This is a genomic window from Kaistia hirudinis, assembly GCF_014196455.1.
GTDB classification, from domain to species: Bacteria; Pseudomonadota; Alphaproteobacteria; order Rhizobiales; family Kaistiaceae; genus Kaistia; species Kaistia hirudinis.
The window spans coordinates 788627-804009 of sequence record NZ_JACIDS010000002.1 but is presented as its reverse complement, the minus strand read 5'-3'; the positions used below and the strand labels follow the sequence as shown (position 1 = coordinate 804009).

At 69.6% G+C, this 15383-nt stretch carries 19 protein-coding genes; 3 read left to right on the top strand and 16 right to left on the bottom strand.

Annotation, left to right across the window (positions count from 1 at the left end):
- Positions 1–3 precede the first annotated feature (3 nt).
- Positions 4–294 (bottom strand): PepSY domain-containing protein, encoded by a 291-nt coding sequence (locus GGR25_RS08870; protein ID WP_210299857.1) that lies wholly within the window; start codon positions 292–294, stop codon positions 4–6.
- 39 nt (positions 295–333) lie between these two features.
- Here GGR25_RS08870 and GGR25_RS08865 point away from each other — a divergent pair, with 39 nt between their 5' ends.
- On the top strand, positions 334–912 hold the full coding sequence (locus GGR25_RS08865) for a hypothetical protein (RefSeq protein ID WP_183398373.1): 579 nt from the start codon (positions 334–336) through the stop codon (positions 910–912).
- The gene (locus tag GGR25_RS08860; RefSeq protein ID WP_183398372.1) at positions 906–1130 is read left to right on the top strand and encodes a hypothetical protein; all 225 of its coding nucleotides are present in this window, start codon (positions 906–908) and stop codon (positions 1128–1130) included. Before GGR25_RS08865 ends, GGR25_RS08860 begins: the two co-directional genes overlap by 7 nt.
- 17 nt (positions 1131–1147) lie before the next feature.
- Here GGR25_RS08860 and GGR25_RS08855 read toward each other — a convergent pair whose 3' ends face one another.
- From GGR25_RS08855 to GGR25_RS08815, 9 genes are all read right to left on the bottom strand, one after another.
- Entirely contained in the window at positions 1148–1492 is a 345-nt protein-coding gene (locus tag GGR25_RS08855) for a DUF2793 domain-containing protein (protein ID WP_183398371.1), read from the bottom strand.
- Positions 1485–5360: a baseplate multidomain protein megatron gene (locus tag GGR25_RS08850; RefSeq protein ID WP_183398370.1), complete on the bottom strand. Its 3876-nt coding sequence runs from the start codon at positions 5358–5360 to the stop codon at positions 1485–1487. Before GGR25_RS08850 ends, GGR25_RS08855 begins: the two co-directional genes overlap by 8 nt.
- Complete coding sequence (locus tag GGR25_RS08845) at positions 5360–5797, bottom strand: DUF6950 family protein (RefSeq protein WP_183398369.1); 438 nt, start codon at positions 5795–5797, stop codon at positions 5360–5362. Before GGR25_RS08845 ends, GGR25_RS08850 begins: the two co-directional genes overlap by 1 nt.
- 20 nt (positions 5798–5817) lie before the next feature.
- Positions 5818–6708 (bottom strand): baseplate hub domain-containing protein, encoded by an 891-nt coding sequence (locus tag GGR25_RS08840; RefSeq protein ID WP_183398368.1) that lies wholly within the window; start codon positions 6706–6708, stop codon positions 5818–5820.
- On the bottom strand, positions 6705–7355 hold the full coding sequence (locus tag GGR25_RS08835) for a DUF2460 domain-containing protein (RefSeq protein WP_183398367.1): 651 nt from the start codon (positions 7353–7355) through the stop codon (positions 6705–6707). Before GGR25_RS08835 ends, GGR25_RS08840 begins: the two co-directional genes overlap by 4 nt.
- Before the next feature lie 192 nt (positions 7356–7547).
- Positions 7548–8114, bottom strand: a complete 567-nt coding sequence (locus GGR25_RS08830) for a phage tail tape measure protein (protein WP_246409376.1) — start codon at positions 8112–8114, stop codon at positions 7548–7550.
- Positions 8115–8374: 260 nt separating this feature from the next.
- Complete coding sequence (locus GGR25_RS08825; RefSeq protein ID WP_183398366.1) at positions 8375–8566, bottom strand: rcc01693 family protein; 192 nt, start codon at positions 8564–8566, stop codon at positions 8375–8377.
- Positions 8563–8877: a gene transfer agent family protein gene (locus GGR25_RS08820; RefSeq protein ID WP_183398365.1), complete on the bottom strand. Its 315-nt coding sequence runs from the start codon at positions 8875–8877 to the stop codon at positions 8563–8565. Before GGR25_RS08820 ends, GGR25_RS08825 begins: the two co-directional genes overlap by 4 nt.
- Positions 8877–9290: a phage major tail protein, TP901-1 family gene (locus GGR25_RS08815; protein WP_183398364.1), complete on the bottom strand. Its 414-nt coding sequence runs from the start codon at positions 9288–9290 to the stop codon at positions 8877–8879. Before GGR25_RS08815 ends, GGR25_RS08820 begins: the two co-directional genes overlap by 1 nt.
- 46 nt (positions 9291–9336) lie before the next feature.
- On the opposite strand from GGR25_RS08815, the gene GGR25_RS08810 reads away from it, so the two are divergent.
- A complete protein-coding gene (locus GGR25_RS08810; protein WP_343068002.1) occupies positions 9337–9849 on the top strand; it encodes a GNAT family N-acetyltransferase in 513 nt (170 codons plus the stop codon).
- A gap of 233 nt (positions 9850–10082) precedes the next feature.
- Here the strand turns inward: GGR25_RS08810 and GGR25_RS08805 are convergent, their stop codons facing one another.
- The 6 genes from GGR25_RS08805 to GGR25_RS08780 form a co-directional block, all read right to left on the bottom strand.
- Entirely contained in the window at positions 10083–10487 is a 405-nt protein-coding gene (locus GGR25_RS08805; protein ID WP_183398363.1) for a DUF3168 domain-containing protein, read from the bottom strand.
- Positions 10488–10929: 442 nt separating this feature from the next.
- Complete coding sequence (locus GGR25_RS08800) at positions 10930–11262, bottom strand: phage head closure protein (RefSeq protein WP_183398362.1); 333 nt, start codon at positions 11260–11262, stop codon at positions 10930–10932.
- Positions 11259–11828 (bottom strand): head-tail connector protein, encoded by a 570-nt coding sequence (locus tag GGR25_RS08795; protein WP_183398361.1) that lies wholly within the window; start codon positions 11826–11828, stop codon positions 11259–11261. Before GGR25_RS08795 ends, GGR25_RS08800 begins: the two co-directional genes overlap by 4 nt.
- Before the next feature lie 202 nt (positions 11829–12030).
- Positions 12031–13233 (bottom strand): phage major capsid protein, encoded by a 1203-nt coding sequence (locus GGR25_RS08790; RefSeq protein ID WP_246409488.1) that lies wholly within the window; start codon positions 13231–13233, stop codon positions 12031–12033.
- A gap of 77 nt (positions 13234–13310) precedes the next feature.
- Positions 13311–13883 (bottom strand): HK97 family phage prohead protease, encoded by a 573-nt coding sequence (locus GGR25_RS08785; RefSeq protein WP_183398359.1) that lies wholly within the window; start codon positions 13881–13883, stop codon positions 13311–13313.
- A 282-nt stretch (positions 13884–14165) separates the two neighbouring features.
- Positions 14166–15359 carry a phage portal protein gene (locus GGR25_RS08780; protein ID WP_183398358.1) on the bottom strand — a complete coding sequence of 398 codons (1194 nt, stop codon included), beginning with the start codon at positions 15357–15359 and terminating at the stop codon, positions 14166–14168.
- Positions 15360–15383: the final 24 nt, after the last annotated feature.

Here is a 15383-nt window from a genome sequence, read left to right as displayed (position 1 = left end):
CGTTCAGTTCCCGCTCACCGCGCCGCTCGTCGCGTCGACCCGCAGACGTTTCACCTGCCCGCCGTCGACGAGGACGCTCACCATATAGACGAGGCCCCCGCCGGACTGGCAGAGCTGCGCCGACAGAACTTCGCCCGGAATTCCGGCGCGAAGTTGGCTGAGCGAGACGGCCTGGCCACTCTGCACGGCCTGACGGGCCTCGCTCTGGGACAGACAGCCATTCGCGAAGGCCGGCGCTCCCGAAAGGGCCAGCAGGATCAGCGCCATGACGGCAGGCTTGAGCGCGTTCGACATGCTGTACCCCCTAGCACCGCCAGCATGAACGTGGACTGAATGCGTATCGTCCCCTGCCGTTTGGGGCAACTGCGCGTTGGTCTATCGGGACCCGATCGGTGCCCGCGCGACCCAGCGGCCATAGAGCGCGATGCCGGCCCCGACGAGCGAACCGGCCGCTGTGCCGAATTCGACGATCGCCAGCTGATCGGCGGCGGTAACGGTATGGCCAAGAACAGGCCGATCAGCGGCGAGAGCGCGGCGATGATGGCGCCCCAGGTGACGCGGGAGGTGTACCAGGGCTCGGCATTGGTCGCGTGCTGGATGGCCGGGTCGCGCGCCGCCTCTGCCGCCACGGCCGCGGAGATCGCCGGCACGAGATCCGGCGTCATGGCATTGTCGTCGCGCGCGGCGACGCGCGACAGGGCGGAGTCGACCGCGCTGAGCAATCCATCGATCGTCGAGCTGTTCGCCATCTTGGTTTCCTTTCAGGATGCTGGAGGTCTGCATGCCGCCGACGCATGCGTCGCGCCGAGGGCCTCGTTTACGATTCGTTACAAAGGCGCCACGCGCTCGCCGTTTTTGCGCTGCAGCGTCGCCTCCAGCCGGGGGGCGCCGGTGGAGATGCGTCGATGTTGAAGGCAGTGGTTGTTGCCGCGCTTGGCGGCGTGCTGTCAGGCCATTCGATACGCAACGGCTGGTGGGCCCTGCTGCTCCTGGTCGGTCTGGTCTGCGTCGAGACCGGCTATGAGGCCGTCGCGCATCATTGGGGCCCGGTCCACGACGCCGCCGCCTTCGCCGTGCTCGACACGGTCGGCTCGACCGCGGTTCTGGTCGGCGAGGTGCTCTCGATCTGAGCGCGATCCGGCGCCGCCTAGACAGTCGTCCAGCCCGAGGCCTTGAGCACGAGCAGTTGATCCGTGCCGCGGTCATAGGCGAGCCAGCCCGTCCGGGGCGTCGCGAACCACCAGGCACCATCGGCATAGACGGCCAGCTTGCCGCCCTGCCCCGACCACACGCCCGTCGGGCTCGCTCCGAGCAGATAGCGCGCGCCCTCGGCCGGCGCACCCGGTGGCGCCGTCGCCGCACTCGCCTCCACCGCAAGCTGCACGATGCCGTCCAGCATCTTGAGCGCCGCATTATGCGTCACGTGCTTTTGCGCCTGCGCCGCCGCGATATAGGGCAGCGCGAGCTGCGTCGTCTCGAGTGGATCAGCCATCGATCAGGATCTCCGTGGAAAGGCCGGCACCGGCCGTGGCGCTGAGCTGGGCGACGCGGGCCGTGAAGGGCGCGGATGGCGCGGACAGGACCGCGGCGAGCGTCGCCGCCGGGAGGGCGAGGCTCGGTTCGCTCGCCGTGTAGCGCGCGCGCAGCGTGCTCCCCTCGAGAAGATCGACCCGATAGGCCTCGCTCGCCTCGGCGAGCGGCACCTCGACCTGATCCCAGCCATCACCGCCGATCCGCGTCTGGCGGATCCAGCGGAGCGTCACATCGCCCGCCGCGTCGCGCCGCCCCGTGAGGTGCACCGGCGCCAGGCAGCGGCGCGCAATGCCGGCGGCGGCAAAGTCGCGCTCGGCGAACGTCGCCGGGTCATAGGCCGATGCAAGGGGTCCGGCACGCAGGGCACGCGTCAGCCCGATTTCGGATGTCTGGAGTTCGAACACCGGCACGGCGCCGTCGAGGCGGATGAAGCGCGCGCCGGCCGGATGGCCGGCCGCGGCCAGATCGCTCGTGCCGCCCTGCCCGCGCAGAAGGCCGGAGATCCGCCACAGGCCCGTGCCGACCAGTTCGGCATGACGATACTGGATCACCTCGAACCCGCCGGCCTCGGTGCCGATCGCCGCGAGATTGCCGCCGTTCAGGACCGCCTCGTCCGGCAGGGACGCGAGCGAACCGACGGGAATGGCGATCTCGACGACCGTCGCCTCGTCGAAGCGGGCGAGCGGACCGGGCGGCACGGCGGCAGCGATCGTGCCGAGGACCGCGCGGTGGGCCACCGACTGGCGTAGCTGATAGCCAGATTCCGCCGAGCCGACCGAGATGCCGAACGGACCGTTCCAGGGATCGGCGAAGAGCGCGATCCGCGCGTGCACGTCACCGGTCGCCTCGTCCATTGCCGGCAGGTCGAGCACCACGACATCGGGCGGTCCCGGATCGGCAGTCCAGCCCGGAAGGGTCGCCGAGCCATCGCCGACCGGCGTGGTCGCGGTCGGCGGGACGACGGTTCGTCCCTCGATCCGCCGCACCAGCCCATCCTCGATCCGCCCGACGCGCAGGGTCAGGCTCTCGCCAATGCGGGTCAGGCGGACGACATCGGCCGGCTCGAACTCCAGACGCCTCGGATCGAGCGCGAAGGCGACCGTCTCGCGGCCGTCCCAGAGATCCTGCAGCCGATCATCGGCGAGCGCCGTGGCGACGCCGTCATCGATCACCATGGCCGTCGAGGTGCTCGCCTGCCGCCGGCTCGCCGTTTCGAGACGGCGCGAGGCGACGGTGCGCGAGCGATAATCGTTCAGCGGATCGATGAAGCCGAGGCCATATTCGGCCGGCAGTTCGGTCTCCTGCGCCCGGCGCAGCGTGACGAGCGGCGTCTCGCCGTCTTCCGCCAGTGTCGCCGCGGCGATCGTCGCGCGGGGCAGCGCGGTGCGGACGAAGCGGATCACGTCGGCGGATTCGGCGGCGACGAAGCCGAGCGCCTCGGCGAGCGGCTGTAACGCCTGTCGCGCCGAGCCGACCGAGGCGATCACATAGCCGTCGATCATCCCGTCGATGTCACCGACCGCGAACTGCGTGAAGCCGTAGTCGCGCAGGATCCGTTCGACGAGGCGGATCGCGGACAGCGTGCCGAGCCGGCCGTTCAGCCAATGGCCCGTCTGCCAGTTGCCACCGTCCGACCAGACATCGGTGCGAAAGGGGAAGGCCGGATAGGGCCGCGCATCCCAGGACCAGACATAGGTGCGGTCGATATCCACCATCCGCCCGCCATAGACAGCGGAGACGGGATTCGACGCGGCGGAGAAATCCGGCGAGGCCGGGTCCCAATAGGACAGGAGCGCCGAGATCGCCCGCTCCTGCATCAGCGCGTCGCGCGAGCCATTGGAGAAATGCGGCAGGCGCGAGCCGCCGACCTTGGGATCGGGAAACACGTTAGGCTCGTTGGCGCCCTTGTCGATCGCCGGGCAGCCGATCTCCGTGAACCAGATCGGCTTCCCCTCCGGCACCCAGGAGGTCGGGCTCGCCTGCTCGACATAGCCGATGCGGTTATAGTGCGGCTGGCTCCACCAGGACTTCAGATCCTTGTAGCGATAGACCCAGGGCTTGCCGTAGCCGCCATCGGTGATCGGCGAGCGGATCTGCGCAGCGCGATCGGCATCCGAGCCATAATACCAGTCGAAGCCCTCGCCGCCGGCGATGTTGGATCGGAGATAGGCGATGTCGCGGCCGCTTTCCGCGACCGCCGCGTCGAGATGATCGGCGCCGTCGCGCCAGTCGGAAAGCGGCACATAGGAATCGATGCCGACGGCGTCGATGGCGCCATCGGACCAGAGCGGATCGAGATGGAAGAAGGCGTCGCCCGAGCCATCGGCCGGCTGATGGCCGAAATATTCGCTCCAGTCGGCGGCATAGGTGATCTTCGTGCCCGCCCCGAGGATCGCGCGGACATCGGCCGCGAGCGCCTTCAGCGCCGTCACAAAGGGATAGGCATGGCCGGTCGAGCGCAGCGTGGTCAAACCGCGGAGCTCCGAGCCGATGATGAAGGCGTCGACGCCGCCGGCGATGAGGCACAGAAACGCCGAATGCAGCACCATGCGCCGATAGGACCATTCGGCCGGGCCGGAATAGACGACATTGACACCAGCGATCGCGAAGTCGGTGCGCGCCGCCGAGCCCATGAAGGCGGCGATCTCGGCCTCGACCGCGCTGGTCTTGTCGGGCGTGCCGCTCATGCCCGGCGCCCAGGAGGCGGTGATGCGGCCGCGCCAGGGATAGGCCGGCTGCGTGCCCCAGCCATAGGGATCGGTCAGGCTGTTGCCCGAAGGAATGTCCATCATCAGGAACGGGTAATAGGTGACCGCGAGGCCGCGGCGCTTCAGGTCGACGATCGCGCGCAGCACGCTCTCGTCCGACGGCGTGCCGCCATAGGCCGGACGGCCGCCGATCTGGCTGACCAGCGGCGCGCCCGACCGCACCAGCCCGGACACAGACCAGATCGTGGGCGTCGTCGTCGTGCCATAGGCCTCGACGCGCGGCGTGACCGTGCAATGATTGGCGCGGAGGTCATTGCCGAACCAGGTGACGGCGAGCGCCGCGCGCCGAAGGTTCGGGCAGAGCGCCTGCAGTTCGTCGAGCGAGGCCTGCCAGTCCGTCACCGCGCCGTCTATATGGCGGTTGATCGTCTCGCGGCTGCCGACGCCGCCCTGGAGATAGACGGGCTGCGGATCATAGGCGAATTCCGAGGCGGCCGGGATGATCACGACCGATCGGATTTCGTCCTCGAGCCCGCCGGCCGGGCGGAAGACTTCGAAGGCGAGCTGCGGCAGGCGGTTGCCATAATCGGTGATCGGCAGCCGCTCGAAGACGACGATCGCGGTGCCGCGATAGGCCGGCGTGCCGGCGGCGCCCTGCTTGGCCGCGATCAGGCTGTCGGCGCCCTGCCCCTCGTCGCCGCGATAGACGCGGTGATAGACGGTGGCGAGGTCGATCTCGTCGCCATCGGCCCAGCAACGGCCGATGCGCGCGATCGGACCTTCGCACAGGCCGATCGCAAAATTGGCGTAATAGGAATAGTTGACGATCGACGGGCCGCCCTTGCCGCCCTCCTCGCTCACCACCTCCTCGAACCGCGTCGCCCAGATCACCTGGCCGGAGATGCGGGCCTTGCCATAGACGCGCGGGATCGCCGCGCCCTCCTCCGAACGCTGCACGTTGAGATCGGAAAGGCGCGCGCCCTCGGCCGTCGTGCCGAACAGATACTGGTCGACCGCATAGCCAGCGAGCGCGCCCGCCGCCGCGCCAATGGTGGCGCCGAGCGGGCCGAACACGCCGCCGAGCGCCGCGCCGGCCACCTGCAGAACGAGCGTCGCCATCAGTCGGTCACTCCGGGGAAGGAAAAGGCGAAGGCGGCGCGGCGGCGCCACCAGGGCACGAGATCGGCGAGCGCCACCGCCGCGCCGTCATGGGCATGGATGAAGCGGTCCGGCGCGACCAGGATCGCCGCATGCTTGGCCGGCAGTCCCTCGCGCCAGCGAAAGAGCAGCACGTCGCCGGCACGCGCCTCGTCGAGATCGATGGTCGCCAGATGCCGCGCGGCGGCCTCGGCCAGCGTCTCGCGACCCCGCGCCTCGGCCCAATCGGGCGTATAGCGCGGCGGCGCCTCGGGCTCGGCGCCGCAAACCTCGCGCCAGACACCACGCACCAGTCCGAGGCAATCGCAGCCGACGCCCTTGAGCGAGGCCTGATGGCGATAGGGCGTACCGAGCCACGACATGGCGGCAGCGACGATCGCCTCGCGGGAGATGGGCATGGGGGTCTCCTGCTCTTCACCTAGACGATGATCGCGCTGCCGTCGTTGCGGCTGCCGGTGCGGGCGTAGCCGAGGCTGAAATCATTGCCGGGCATGTGCGGGAAGCCGCGGAAATTGAGCGCGTTGGCGAACTTGTCGCGGCAGGTCGAAAAGCGCTTGTCGCAGCCGGCCGTGATGCTCAGCGTGTCGCCGGGCGCGATCGTGCCGGTCATCGCGGTCCATAGTTCGACCTTGATGACGTTCTCGATCAGGCGATGCGTGCGCACCACGGCACCGCGGCCGGCATTGGCGCCGCTGGTGAAGCTCACCCGGCCGCGCTCGAACCAGCCGACCTGATAGCCGTCGATGCCGGAGAGCGTCAGCCATTTGCCGTCCGTACTCGCCACCACGCTCACGCTCGCCCGGAAGGCGGACGCATCGAGGTTCTTGCCGCAGCGCGCATCGCCGAGATCCGCGTCGCAGGCGGCTCGGAAGGCGCGGCCCTGCGGCTGGTCGAGCATGGCGGCGAGGCCGCGGATCTCGACGCGGAAGGCGCCGTCCTCGCGCACCACCTCGCCGACATGACCGGTGCGCATCAGCAGCCGCTCCGCCGGCGCCTGCCAGTTGACCGTGAAGGTCTCGATCGTCGCATGGTCATAGAGCCCGGCGGCGAGATCGGCTTCCGCGATGCGCTCGGAGGAGAGCGCGCCGGCCACGTCCATGCCGCCGGTCGAAAAGCCCGCCGCGCTCGTCGCCTCGCTGGCGGTGAAGCCGCTCGCCGCCTCGAAGGTCACGCCGTCGAAGACGAGGTCGCGGTCATGATCGGTGAAGCCGAGCACCGTGCCGTCCTTGCGCGTCAATCGCCAGCACCGGCACAGCGTCGTCGCCTCGCCGGCAAGATGCGCGGCGAGATCGGGAGGGAGCGTCCTCACGGCAGGATCTCCACCAGCGGGATGGACGGGATCTCGCCGGCATCGAAGGCGGCGAGGTCGATCGCGAGCTGGTCGACATCGAAGCGCACGGGCACGTCGAAGGCGAAGCCGGCGGTGACCGCGGTGCCGCTCGCCGGCACGTGGCCCGGCAGGAATGTGACGATGCCGCTTGCCGGATCGACGGCGAAACCCGTGCCTTCCGCGACCTCGACGCCGTCGACGGCCACGCGCACGCTTCCCTCGACCGGCTTGGCGATGGTCCGCACATAGGGCGCATGCGCCGCGCCATAGGTCTTCACCAGCTGGAACGCCGCATTCGTGCCGTCGCCGGTGCCGATCGCCTGGTCGAGCGGACCGGGGACAGTGCCCGGCGGCGCGGAGGCATCGTCGGTGCGGTCGCGCCAGCGGAAGCCGAACAGCTTGCCGCGCCGCTCCTCGAAAAAGGCGATGACGGCATTCATGTCCGCGAGCGAGCGCACGCCATAGCCGGCATCATAGCGGCGGCGCGAATCCGCCCAGCGCTGGTTGCGCGTCTCGCGCCCCGAGCCGAGCGTCACCACCTCGGTCCGCCGCTCCGGCCCGCCCCGCGAGCGAAAGGCGATCCCGGTCGGGAAGCGGATCTCGTGGAAGGATGGGATCAGGGGCATCTTCGTATCTCCAGGAGGCCGTGCGACGTGGAGATGAAGGCCAGCAAGACCCTCACCCCAACCCTCTCCCGCAAGCGGTAGAGGGGGTTCCGCCGGCGGACTTCATCCCTATCGAGGCTGATCGTTGGCGCCCCCTCGCCCGCTTGCGGGAGAGGGATGGGGTGAGGGTCTTCCAACGCCGAAGCGTCCGCGCTACAGCCCGCGCCGTCCCCGCCCGACCGCTCGCGCCAGCGTCGCCGCGACCTGGGCCTCGGATTTGCGGAAGCTCGATGCGTCCTGGGTCTGGATCGCGACATTGACCGTGACGCCGCCCTGCCCGCCGCCGGCGACGCCGAGGCGCCCGTCCGGCCCGCGCGCCAGCGGCATCACCGCCTCGGCGCCCGCCTCGCCCATCAGGCCGAGGCCGCGGCCAAGGGGAAAATAGGTCGGGCTCGCCACGACGCCGCCGGAAGCGAACGGCACGACGCCGCCCTTGGCGAAACCGCTGACGCCGAAAGACGACAGGACGCCCGAAAGCGCCGCCCCGATCCCGTTCTGGAGCGGCTTCAGCGCCGCGTTGAGCGCGATCGTGGAAAAGCGCAGCGCCAGGTTCTTCAGCACGTCATCGAGATCCTTGCCGCCGATGAGGGCGCTCGAAAAGGCGCTGGTGATCGCGGAGGAGAACGAATTCGCGCGCTTCGACAGGTCATCCAGCGAAGCGCGAAACGCGGTGGTGTCGGCCGAAATGGTGACCGAGAGTTCGTCGACGACAGTGGGCATGGGATGCCTTTCTTAAACGCTCCCGCTGCGGGAGGAATGCCGGAGAAGGCGCTGCCGGGCATGACACACCGCTCTCACAGAATGCCGTCGTTCCGGCGAAAGCCGGAATCCATCCAGCCTGAAGCCGTGGTCGATGGGCGCTTCGGCTGAATGGACCCCGTGTCATGCACGGGGTGACGGCGGAGCCTGGGACGACGGCAGGGCCTGAGCGGCGCTCCCTCCCCGGCCCCCCGCTTTGCGGGAGAGGGGGAAAGAAAGCTTCAATCCGGAAACCTTCTCGCCAGTTCCTCCAGTCGCTCCCTGTCCATCGGCGCGCTCGTCCTTCCCGTCAGGCCTTCGATGGCGCTTGCGAGTTCGCGCGGCGTCAGGGCCCAGAAATCGCGGCTGGAGAGCTTGAGCACGCCGAAGCCGATGGCCATCGCCTCGCGCCAGGGAAACGGCGCGGCTTTCATGGCTCGCCGCCGAAGGTGACGGCCAGCAGTTCGGCGACGATGCGCGCGAAGCCGGCCGCGCCGCCTTCTGCCCGCATCGTGGCGACCTCGTCGTCGGAGACCTCCGCGCCGGCGGCGCGGAGGCCTGCCCCGATGATACGGGCCGCGTCGCGCGCCGACAGCTTGCCGTCCGCAAAACGCGCAGCCAGCGCCGCGAGATCGCCGGCGCCGAACACGGCTTCGAGCTCCGCGAGCGCGCCGAGCGTCAGCACGAGCACACGCGCCTCGCCGTCGAGGACCGCCTCGATCTCGCCTCGTCTGCGATTGGCCATCAGGCGGCCGTGAAGCTGACGGGGCCGGCGGATTCGAGCGCGATCTCATAGGTGATCGCGCCGTCATGCTCGCCGGCATAGTCGAGCGCCGTGATCTGGAACGCACCGGCCAGCGTGCCGAAATCCGGCACGATCAGCTGATAGTCGCGGATCGTCCCGTCGAAAAAGACCGTGCGCATCGCCGCGTCGGACGCCTGGTCGCGGAAAATGCCGGCGCCCGAGATCGAGGCGCGGCGCACCCCGGCGCCGGCCAGCAGCTCGCGCCAGCGGCCCGCGGAATCGGTGTCGGTGATGTCGACCGTCTCGGCATTGAAGGCGATGCGGCGGGTCCGCAGCCCCGCGACGGTCGCGAAGGCGCCGGCGCCGCTCGTGTCGATCTTCAGGAGAAGGTCCTTGCCCTTCTGCGCGGTCATGATGTCTCCTTCGCCAATTGAGCGGGATGACCCGCCGGAGGGTTTCGTGTCGGATCAGGCGATCAGCGTGCGCCCGGCAAGCCGGGCCGATCTCGATTTCGTTTTCGCCAGCGAGCGCCTGCCAGGCTATGAAGCGCTGGTCGGCCGCTCCGGCATGGCGCAGCACGAGACGTTCCTGGAGGACGGCCGCCATGCCTATTTCATCGGCGAGCGGGCCGGCGCGCCGGTCGGCTTCGTCATCGTGCGCGACTGGAACGCCGCCGATGGCTGCGCGCTGGTGAAGCGCGTGGTGGTCACCGAGCCCGGCCGCGGCATCGGCCGCGCCATGCTCGCCGCCGCCATCGACCGCGTCTTCACGGATACGCCCTGCTACCGTCTCGAAATCGGTCTTTTCCCGGCTAATGAACGCGCCCGCCGCGCCTATGCGGCGGCCGGCTTCACCGTCGAAGGCATCACCCGCGGCCGCGTCTTCATGGGCGGCACGCATCACGACGAAATGGTGATGTCGATGCTGCGGCCGGATTGGGAGGCAAAGAGAGGACTTGAACCCTCCCCTTGAGGGAGAGCTAGGGAGGGGGTACCGGCGGGCTCTCTCCGGTCGCGGTGCGCTCCGCTCTTTCACCTCCCCCTGAGGGGGAGGTCGACGGCCGAAGGCCGGCGGGAGAGGGTTTAGGGAACCATCCGGAGAGGCCGTAAACCCTCTCCCGGCCCTTCGGGCCGACCTCTCCCTCAGGGAGAGGTGAAAAAGAGAGCCAGTAGGAAAAGCCACCCCGGCAGGAGAGAGCCAAGTTCCTACCCCTCCACCAGCGCGCCGAGCCTGAGCACGCCGTGCTCGGTGAGCCCGTCCGGATCCATCCGCACTTCGGCGAATTCGGCGCGGAGCAGCACCAGCGTATGATCGGCGAGCGGCAGCTCGGCCTCGTGCAGCAGGCGCATCAGCGCGCCGAGGATCGTCCAGGCCTCACGCTTTCCCGCGGCGCGCGACCAGACATGGAGCAGGACGCGGAGCGAGCCGCCCGCCGTGTCGCCATCCGACCAGTCGGTCTGGCCGGCGTCGCCGATCGCGACGAACGGAAATTCAGTGCCGCGCGGTGGCGCGTCATGGATGCGCGAGCCGCCGATGAGCGCGCCGAGATCGGCATCGGCGCGAAGATGCGCGGCGATGGCAGCCTGCAGGTCGAGCGCGGCCGGGTTCATGCGGGCCTCCGTCGGATGGCGTCGATCGCCGGCGCAAGGACGGGATCGGCAGGCGCGCCGAGCGCGCCGAATTCGCGGGCGAAGAGGTTCGGGGCGGATAGGGTGAGGGTGACCATCCCTTCACCTCCCCCTGAGGGGGAGGTCGACGGCCGGAGGCCGGCGGGAGAGGGTTTAGGGAATTCTCCGGATAGTCCGTAAACCCTCTCCCGGCCCTGCGGGCCGACCTCCCCCTCAGGGGGAGGTGAAAGAGGACCGCCGCCTGTGGCGGCGCCCCCCTCTGCCGCTCTCCCCCGCAAGGGGGGAGAGGGCTGATCGCGACCTCCATCGACGCCGGCCAAAGACGCGGAGAGCTGGCTTGCATTCCGCTCCACCGCCCCCGCAATCGCCGCTTCCGCTGCCTTGCTCAATGCCGTCGCCAGGGCGGCGCCTGTCAGCTTGCGGCTCATATCCGTTCCTCCTCGGCGTCGATGGTGAGGAAGCGGCGGTCCTCGGCCGCGTCGCGGAGGCTCGCGATGCGCAGGACGCGGCCGCGGTGCCGAAGGCGCATCGCGCCCGTCACGTCGTCGCGCCAGCGGATCGTCACGCGGTGGGTGATGCGCGTCGCGAGCCGGCCATTGGAGCTGTCTTCGCGAGCGGCGACCGGCTCGATCGCGGCCCAGACGGTCGCCAGCGTCTCGAAGGCGATCGTCGCGCCGCCGGCGCCGTCCTCGCTGCGGACGGGCCGCTCGATGACGACGCGATGCGCAATCCAGCCGGGATCGAAATCGTCCCTCACAGGGAACGGACCTTGTAGGGCGCGATCAGCGCCTCGAAGCCGGCGGGCGCGATCGCGCCGGAGAAATCATGGCCGACCATGCCGCGATGCTCGTACCAATGCGTGACGAGGATCAGAATCGCCTGGCGCAGCGGCGCCGGCACGTCGATCGACGAGACGCCATAGCCGGCGGTCAGGTCGATCTCGATGCCGTTGTCGTAGAGCGCGGCGGCCGGGCGGAGCTTCGCGACCAGGCGCGGCGGATTGGCCTGCGCCTCGACCCGCCAGTTCTCTTCCCCCCAGAGCGTCGGCGCGCCGACGATGTCGTAGAAGGTAACGGCGTTGACCGCGATCAGCGGCGAGACCGGCAGTTCGATCGCGCGGCCCTTCGGCCATTCGGACAGATAGAGGCGCCAGTTCTGACGGATCAGCGCGCGGCGCGTCGCGGTCTCGACATGGATGCGCGCGGAGGTGATCGCGGCGGTGATCAGCGCGTCGTCGTCGTCGAGATCGATGCGGAGGTGCGCCTTGACGTCGGCCAGCGACACGGGCTCCAGCGCCGGCCCGGTGGTGAGAGCAGCGGTCATGATGATGTCCTGCGAAAAGGGAAGGCGGAGGTGGTCAGCCGTGCCCGGTTCCCTCCCCCTTGCGGGGAGGGCTAGGGAGGGGCTACCGCCTCCGACGGATCAGGATGGGAAGGGAGCGCCGCTTCCAACGACATCGGCCGGCGCCGGTACCCCCTCCCCGATCCTCCCCGCAAGGGGGAAGGAGAAGAGTCGCCGGGGGCCGCTACGACGTCCCGAACTTCAGCAGCTTGATGGCGTCGAAATCCTGCACGCCGCCGCCGACACGCTTCGCCGTGTAGAAGAGCACATAGGGCTTGGCGGAATAGGGATCGCGCAGCACCGAGACGCCGAGGCGGTCGACGACGAGATAGCCGCGCTTGAAATCACCGAAGGCGAGCGCGAGCGCATTGGCGGCGATGTCCGGCATGTCCTCGGCCTCGGTGACCGGGAAGCCGAGCAGCGAGGCTTCGCCGCCCGCCACCGCCGCCGGCTGCCAGAGATAATTGCCTTCGGCATCCTTCAGCTTGCGGATCGCCGCCTGGGTGCGGCGGTTGAGCACGAAGCGGGCATTGGCGCGATAGCCGGCCTTCAGCGTGTAGATCAGGTCGATCAGCACGTCGGAGGGATTGGAAGCCGGCAAAGCACCGGACGCGCCGGTCACGACATAGCCGATCTTGCCCCAGCTCCAGGAGCCTTCCGCCGCCGTCGTATAGGCGAGGAAACCCTTCGGCTTGTTGGAGCCATCGCCGGAGACGAAGGCGGTGCCCTCCTGCGCGGCGAAGGCGCCCTCGACCTCGGCGGCGAGCCATTCGTCGATATTGACGGCCGAGTCATCCAGCAGCGCCGCCGTCGCCGCCGGCATGGCGTAGAGCTCCATGGCAGGGAAATCGAGCGCCGCGATGGTCGGCGAGGTCGTCTGGCTGCGCGCATCCGTCTCGCCGGCCCAGCCGACCGCCGGGCCCGCCGTCATGAAGGGACGGCGATAGGTGCCCGACGAGACCTGGCGCACATCGGCGATGGCGCGGATCGGCGAGATATTGGCGAGGCGCTTGCCGATCTCGGTCTCGGTTTCGAGCGGCACGGTGTAGCCGCCATCGGCATTGGAGCCGGCGGACAGCGCCTTGGCCTCAAGACGGCGGAGGCCATCCTCGTCGCCGCCGCGGACATAGGCCTCGAAGGCGGCCTTGTGCTCGCTCGGCCGCCGCTCGCCGCCCCGCTCGCCAGAGAGCGGCGGACGGCGGCTCTTCAGCGTCAGCTCGTCGAGCGACTTGTTGATGCGGTCGAGCTTCTCGACGGTGAGCGGATCGGCCGAGAGCTTCTGCTCGATCTCGGCGAGGCGCTCGTCATTCGTCTCCTTGAACGCCTCGAAGGCGGAGAGAAAATCGTCGAACGCCGCCGCGACGTCGCCGCCTTCGGCCGACTTCATCTCGGCCGGCTTCACCGTCCCGCCCTTGCCTTCGGCCGCCTTCGCCTCCGGCGCGCGGATCCGTTCCTCGATGCTGGTCATTTGGATGTCCTCTTGCTGCTGGTGGTGCCGTTCAGGGAGAGCGCCGCGCGCCGCATCTGCGCGGCCAGCGAACGGGAGGCGGGGCGCGCCTTGACGGCGGAGACGCGCGCCTCGGGCTGCATGGGAAAGGTGACGACCGAGATCTCCCAGAGATCGATTTCGGTCAGGCGGCGGATGCCGTTCGCCCGCTCGGCCCTCGCCTTCACGGTCTTGAAGCCGATCGAGAGCCCGTCGAGCGCGCCGGCCCGCATCAGGCTCGCCACTTCGCGGCCGCGGGCGACGTCGAGCGTCAGCCGGCCGCGAACGAAGAGGCCGCGCTGGTCCTCGCGAATGTCGAGCCAGACGCCGATCGGCTCGGCCGGATCGTGCTGGTAGAGCATGCGGATGCCCGAGGCGCGCCGCGCCGCGACCGAGCGGAGAAACGCGCCGGGCATGACGAGGCCGCCGGAGAGATCGGCGACGCCGAACAGGCTGGCATAGCCGGAAAACGTGCCCTCGCCGTCGATGCCGGACAGATCCGCGGCGGCGACTTTCGTTTCGAGCAAAGGCGGTGCGATCGGTGGTGGCATGGGGTCTCCATCGCGGCGCGGGCCGCGGTTGGCATGTCGTGCATCAGACGGTCGGGACGGAGGGCGGGAGCCCCCTCCCCAGCCCTCCCCCGCTGCGCGGGAGAGGGAGCAGGCCGGCGCCTTTCGATCGGCGTCGAGACAAGCGGCTGGCATCCCCTCTCCCGCTTGCGGGGGAGGGTTAGGGAGGGGGCTTGAAGCGCACGGCGCTTCAGAACTGAGTTGAGAAGGGAGCTATTTCCCGAATCCGCGGAATCCCTTGCGGCGACGGGCTCACAATCGGGTTCAGCCGTCCCATTCCCCCTCCCCTTCGGCGCCATAGCCGACGGCCTGGCGCTTCTCGTCGCGGGAGAGGAAATCGGCGGCGGCGACGCGGCGCCAGAGCGCCTCGCGCTCGTCGGCCAGCGCCTCGACGGCATCGGCGTCATAGCCGAGCCGGATGGCGCCGCCATAAGCGGGCGCCAGCCAGTTGGCGAGCGCCGCTGCCGTGCGCCCGACCAGCGGCAGCACGGTCTGGCGCCAGAAGGCGCGGTTGGCCTCGGCGTAGTTCGAATAGGTGCTGTCGCCGGGAATGCCGATCAGCATGGGCGGCACGCCAAAGGCGAAGGCGATCTCGCGCGCCGCGCCGTTCTTCGCCTCCATGAAATCCATGTCGCGCGGGGTCAGCGCCATCGACGTCCAGTCGAGCCCGCCTTCGAGCAGCAGCGGCCGGCCGGCCGAGATCGCGCCGGTATAATTGGCCTCCAGCTCGCGCTTCAGCCGCTCGAACTGGTCCTGGGAAAGGTTCGCCCCGCCCTCGCCGCGATAGACCAGCGCGCCGGAGGGACGGGCGGAATTGTCGAGCAGCGCCTTGTTCCAGGCGCCGGCGGCATTGTGGATGTCGAGCGCCACGGCCGCCGCCTCCATCGGCGCGAAGCCGTAGTAGTCGTCGAGCGGGTGGTAGCGCTTCAGATGCAGGATCGGCGCGATGTCGCCCGCGCCCGTCCCCTCGAAGCGCAGGGTCCGCCCGGCGGCGGTGTATTCATAGGCCTCGGGCCAGCCCTCCGGCCCCGGCACGATGCGCATCCGATCGGGCCGCAGCGCATGCAGCTCGGCCGGCGCGGCGCCGAGACGGACGAGCTCGGCATAGGCATTGCCGGCGACGAGCAGGTTCGCATAGAGCGTTTCCATCAACTCGGCGCCGCCCTGGTGGCGGTTCGGCCGGGCAAGCAGCGCCAGCAGCGGATGATCCGGCGCCTCCGCCTCGCCCTCATAGGCGAGCAGCGGCACCGAGGCCGCGGCTTCGGCGATCATCGTCACGGCGCGGTAGACGACCGCATTCTTCATGAAGCCCTCATGGGCGAGCGCGGCGAGATCGCGCGGCGTCCAACGGGCGCGGCCCTGCCCCTGCAAAGCCAGCAACGGCCCGGTCCGCGACGCCTTCGCCTCGGGCACGGCAACGCGCCGCCCGAGCAGGCGGGAAAGGAGTGAGGGTTTCATGAGAACTCCCGTCGATGAAGGATG

What these genes read in the sequence shown, in the direction of transcription:
- GGR25_RS08870 (WP_210299857.1), bottom strand. Translation starts at nt 294, where the DNA reads ATGTCGAACGCGCTCAAGCCTGCCGTCATGGCGCTGATCCTGCTGGCC.
- GGR25_RS08865 (WP_183398373.1), top strand. Translation starts at nt 334, where the DNA reads ATGCGTATCGTCCCCTGCCGTTTGGGGCAACTGCGCGTTGGTCTATCG.
- GGR25_RS08860 (WP_183398372.1), top strand. Translation starts at nt 906, where the DNA reads ATGTTGAAGGCAGTGGTTGTTGCCGCGCTTGGCGGCGTGCTGTCAGGC.
- GGR25_RS08855 (WP_183398371.1), bottom strand. Translation starts at nt 1,492, where the DNA reads ATGGCTGATCCACTCGAGACGACGCAGCTCGCGCTGCCCTATATCGCG.
- GGR25_RS08850 (WP_183398370.1), bottom strand. Translation starts at nt 5,360, where the DNA reads ATGGCGACGCTCGTTCTGCAGGTGGCCGGCGCGGCGCTCGGCGGCGTG.
- GGR25_RS08845 (WP_183398369.1), bottom strand. Translation starts at nt 5,797, where the DNA reads ATGCCCATCTCCCGCGAGGCGATCGTCGCTGCCGCCATGTCGTGGCTC.
- GGR25_RS08835 (WP_183398367.1), bottom strand. Translation starts at nt 7,355, where the DNA reads ATGCCCCTGATCCCATCCTTCCACGAGATCCGCTTCCCGACCGGGATC.
- GGR25_RS08830 (WP_246409376.1), bottom strand. Translation starts at nt 8,114, where the DNA reads ATGCCCACTGTCGTCGACGAACTCTCGGTCACCATTTCGGCCGACACC.
- GGR25_RS08825 (WP_183398366.1), bottom strand. Translation starts at nt 8,566, where the DNA reads ATGAAAGCCGCGCCGTTTCCCTGGCGCGAGGCGATGGCCATCGGCTTC.
- GGR25_RS08820 (WP_183398365.1), bottom strand. Translation starts at nt 8,877, where the DNA reads ATGGCCAATCGCAGACGAGGCGAGATCGAGGCGGTCCTCGACGGCGAG.
- GGR25_RS08815 (WP_183398364.1), bottom strand. Translation starts at nt 9,290, where the DNA reads ATGACCGCGCAGAAGGGCAAGGACCTTCTCCTGAAGATCGACACGAGC.
- GGR25_RS08805 (WP_183398363.1), bottom strand. Translation starts at nt 10,487, where the DNA reads ATGAACCCGGCCGCGCTCGACCTGCAGGCTGCCATCGCCGCGCATCTT.
- GGR25_RS08795 (WP_183398361.1), bottom strand. Translation starts at nt 11,828, where the DNA reads ATGACCGCTGCTCTCACCACCGGGCCGGCGCTGGAGCCCGTGTCGCTG.
- GGR25_RS08790 (WP_246409488.1), bottom strand. Translation starts at nt 13,233, where the DNA reads ATGAAGTCGGCCGAAGGCGGCGACGTCGCGGCGGCGTTCGACGATTTT.
- GGR25_RS08785 (WP_183398359.1), bottom strand. Translation starts at nt 13,883, where the DNA reads ATGCCACCACCGATCGCACCGCCTTTGCTCGAAACGAAAGTCGCCGCC.
- GGR25_RS08780 (WP_183398358.1), bottom strand. Translation starts at nt 15,359, where the DNA reads ATGAAACCCTCACTCCTTTCCCGCCTGCTCGGGCGGCGCGTTGCCGTG.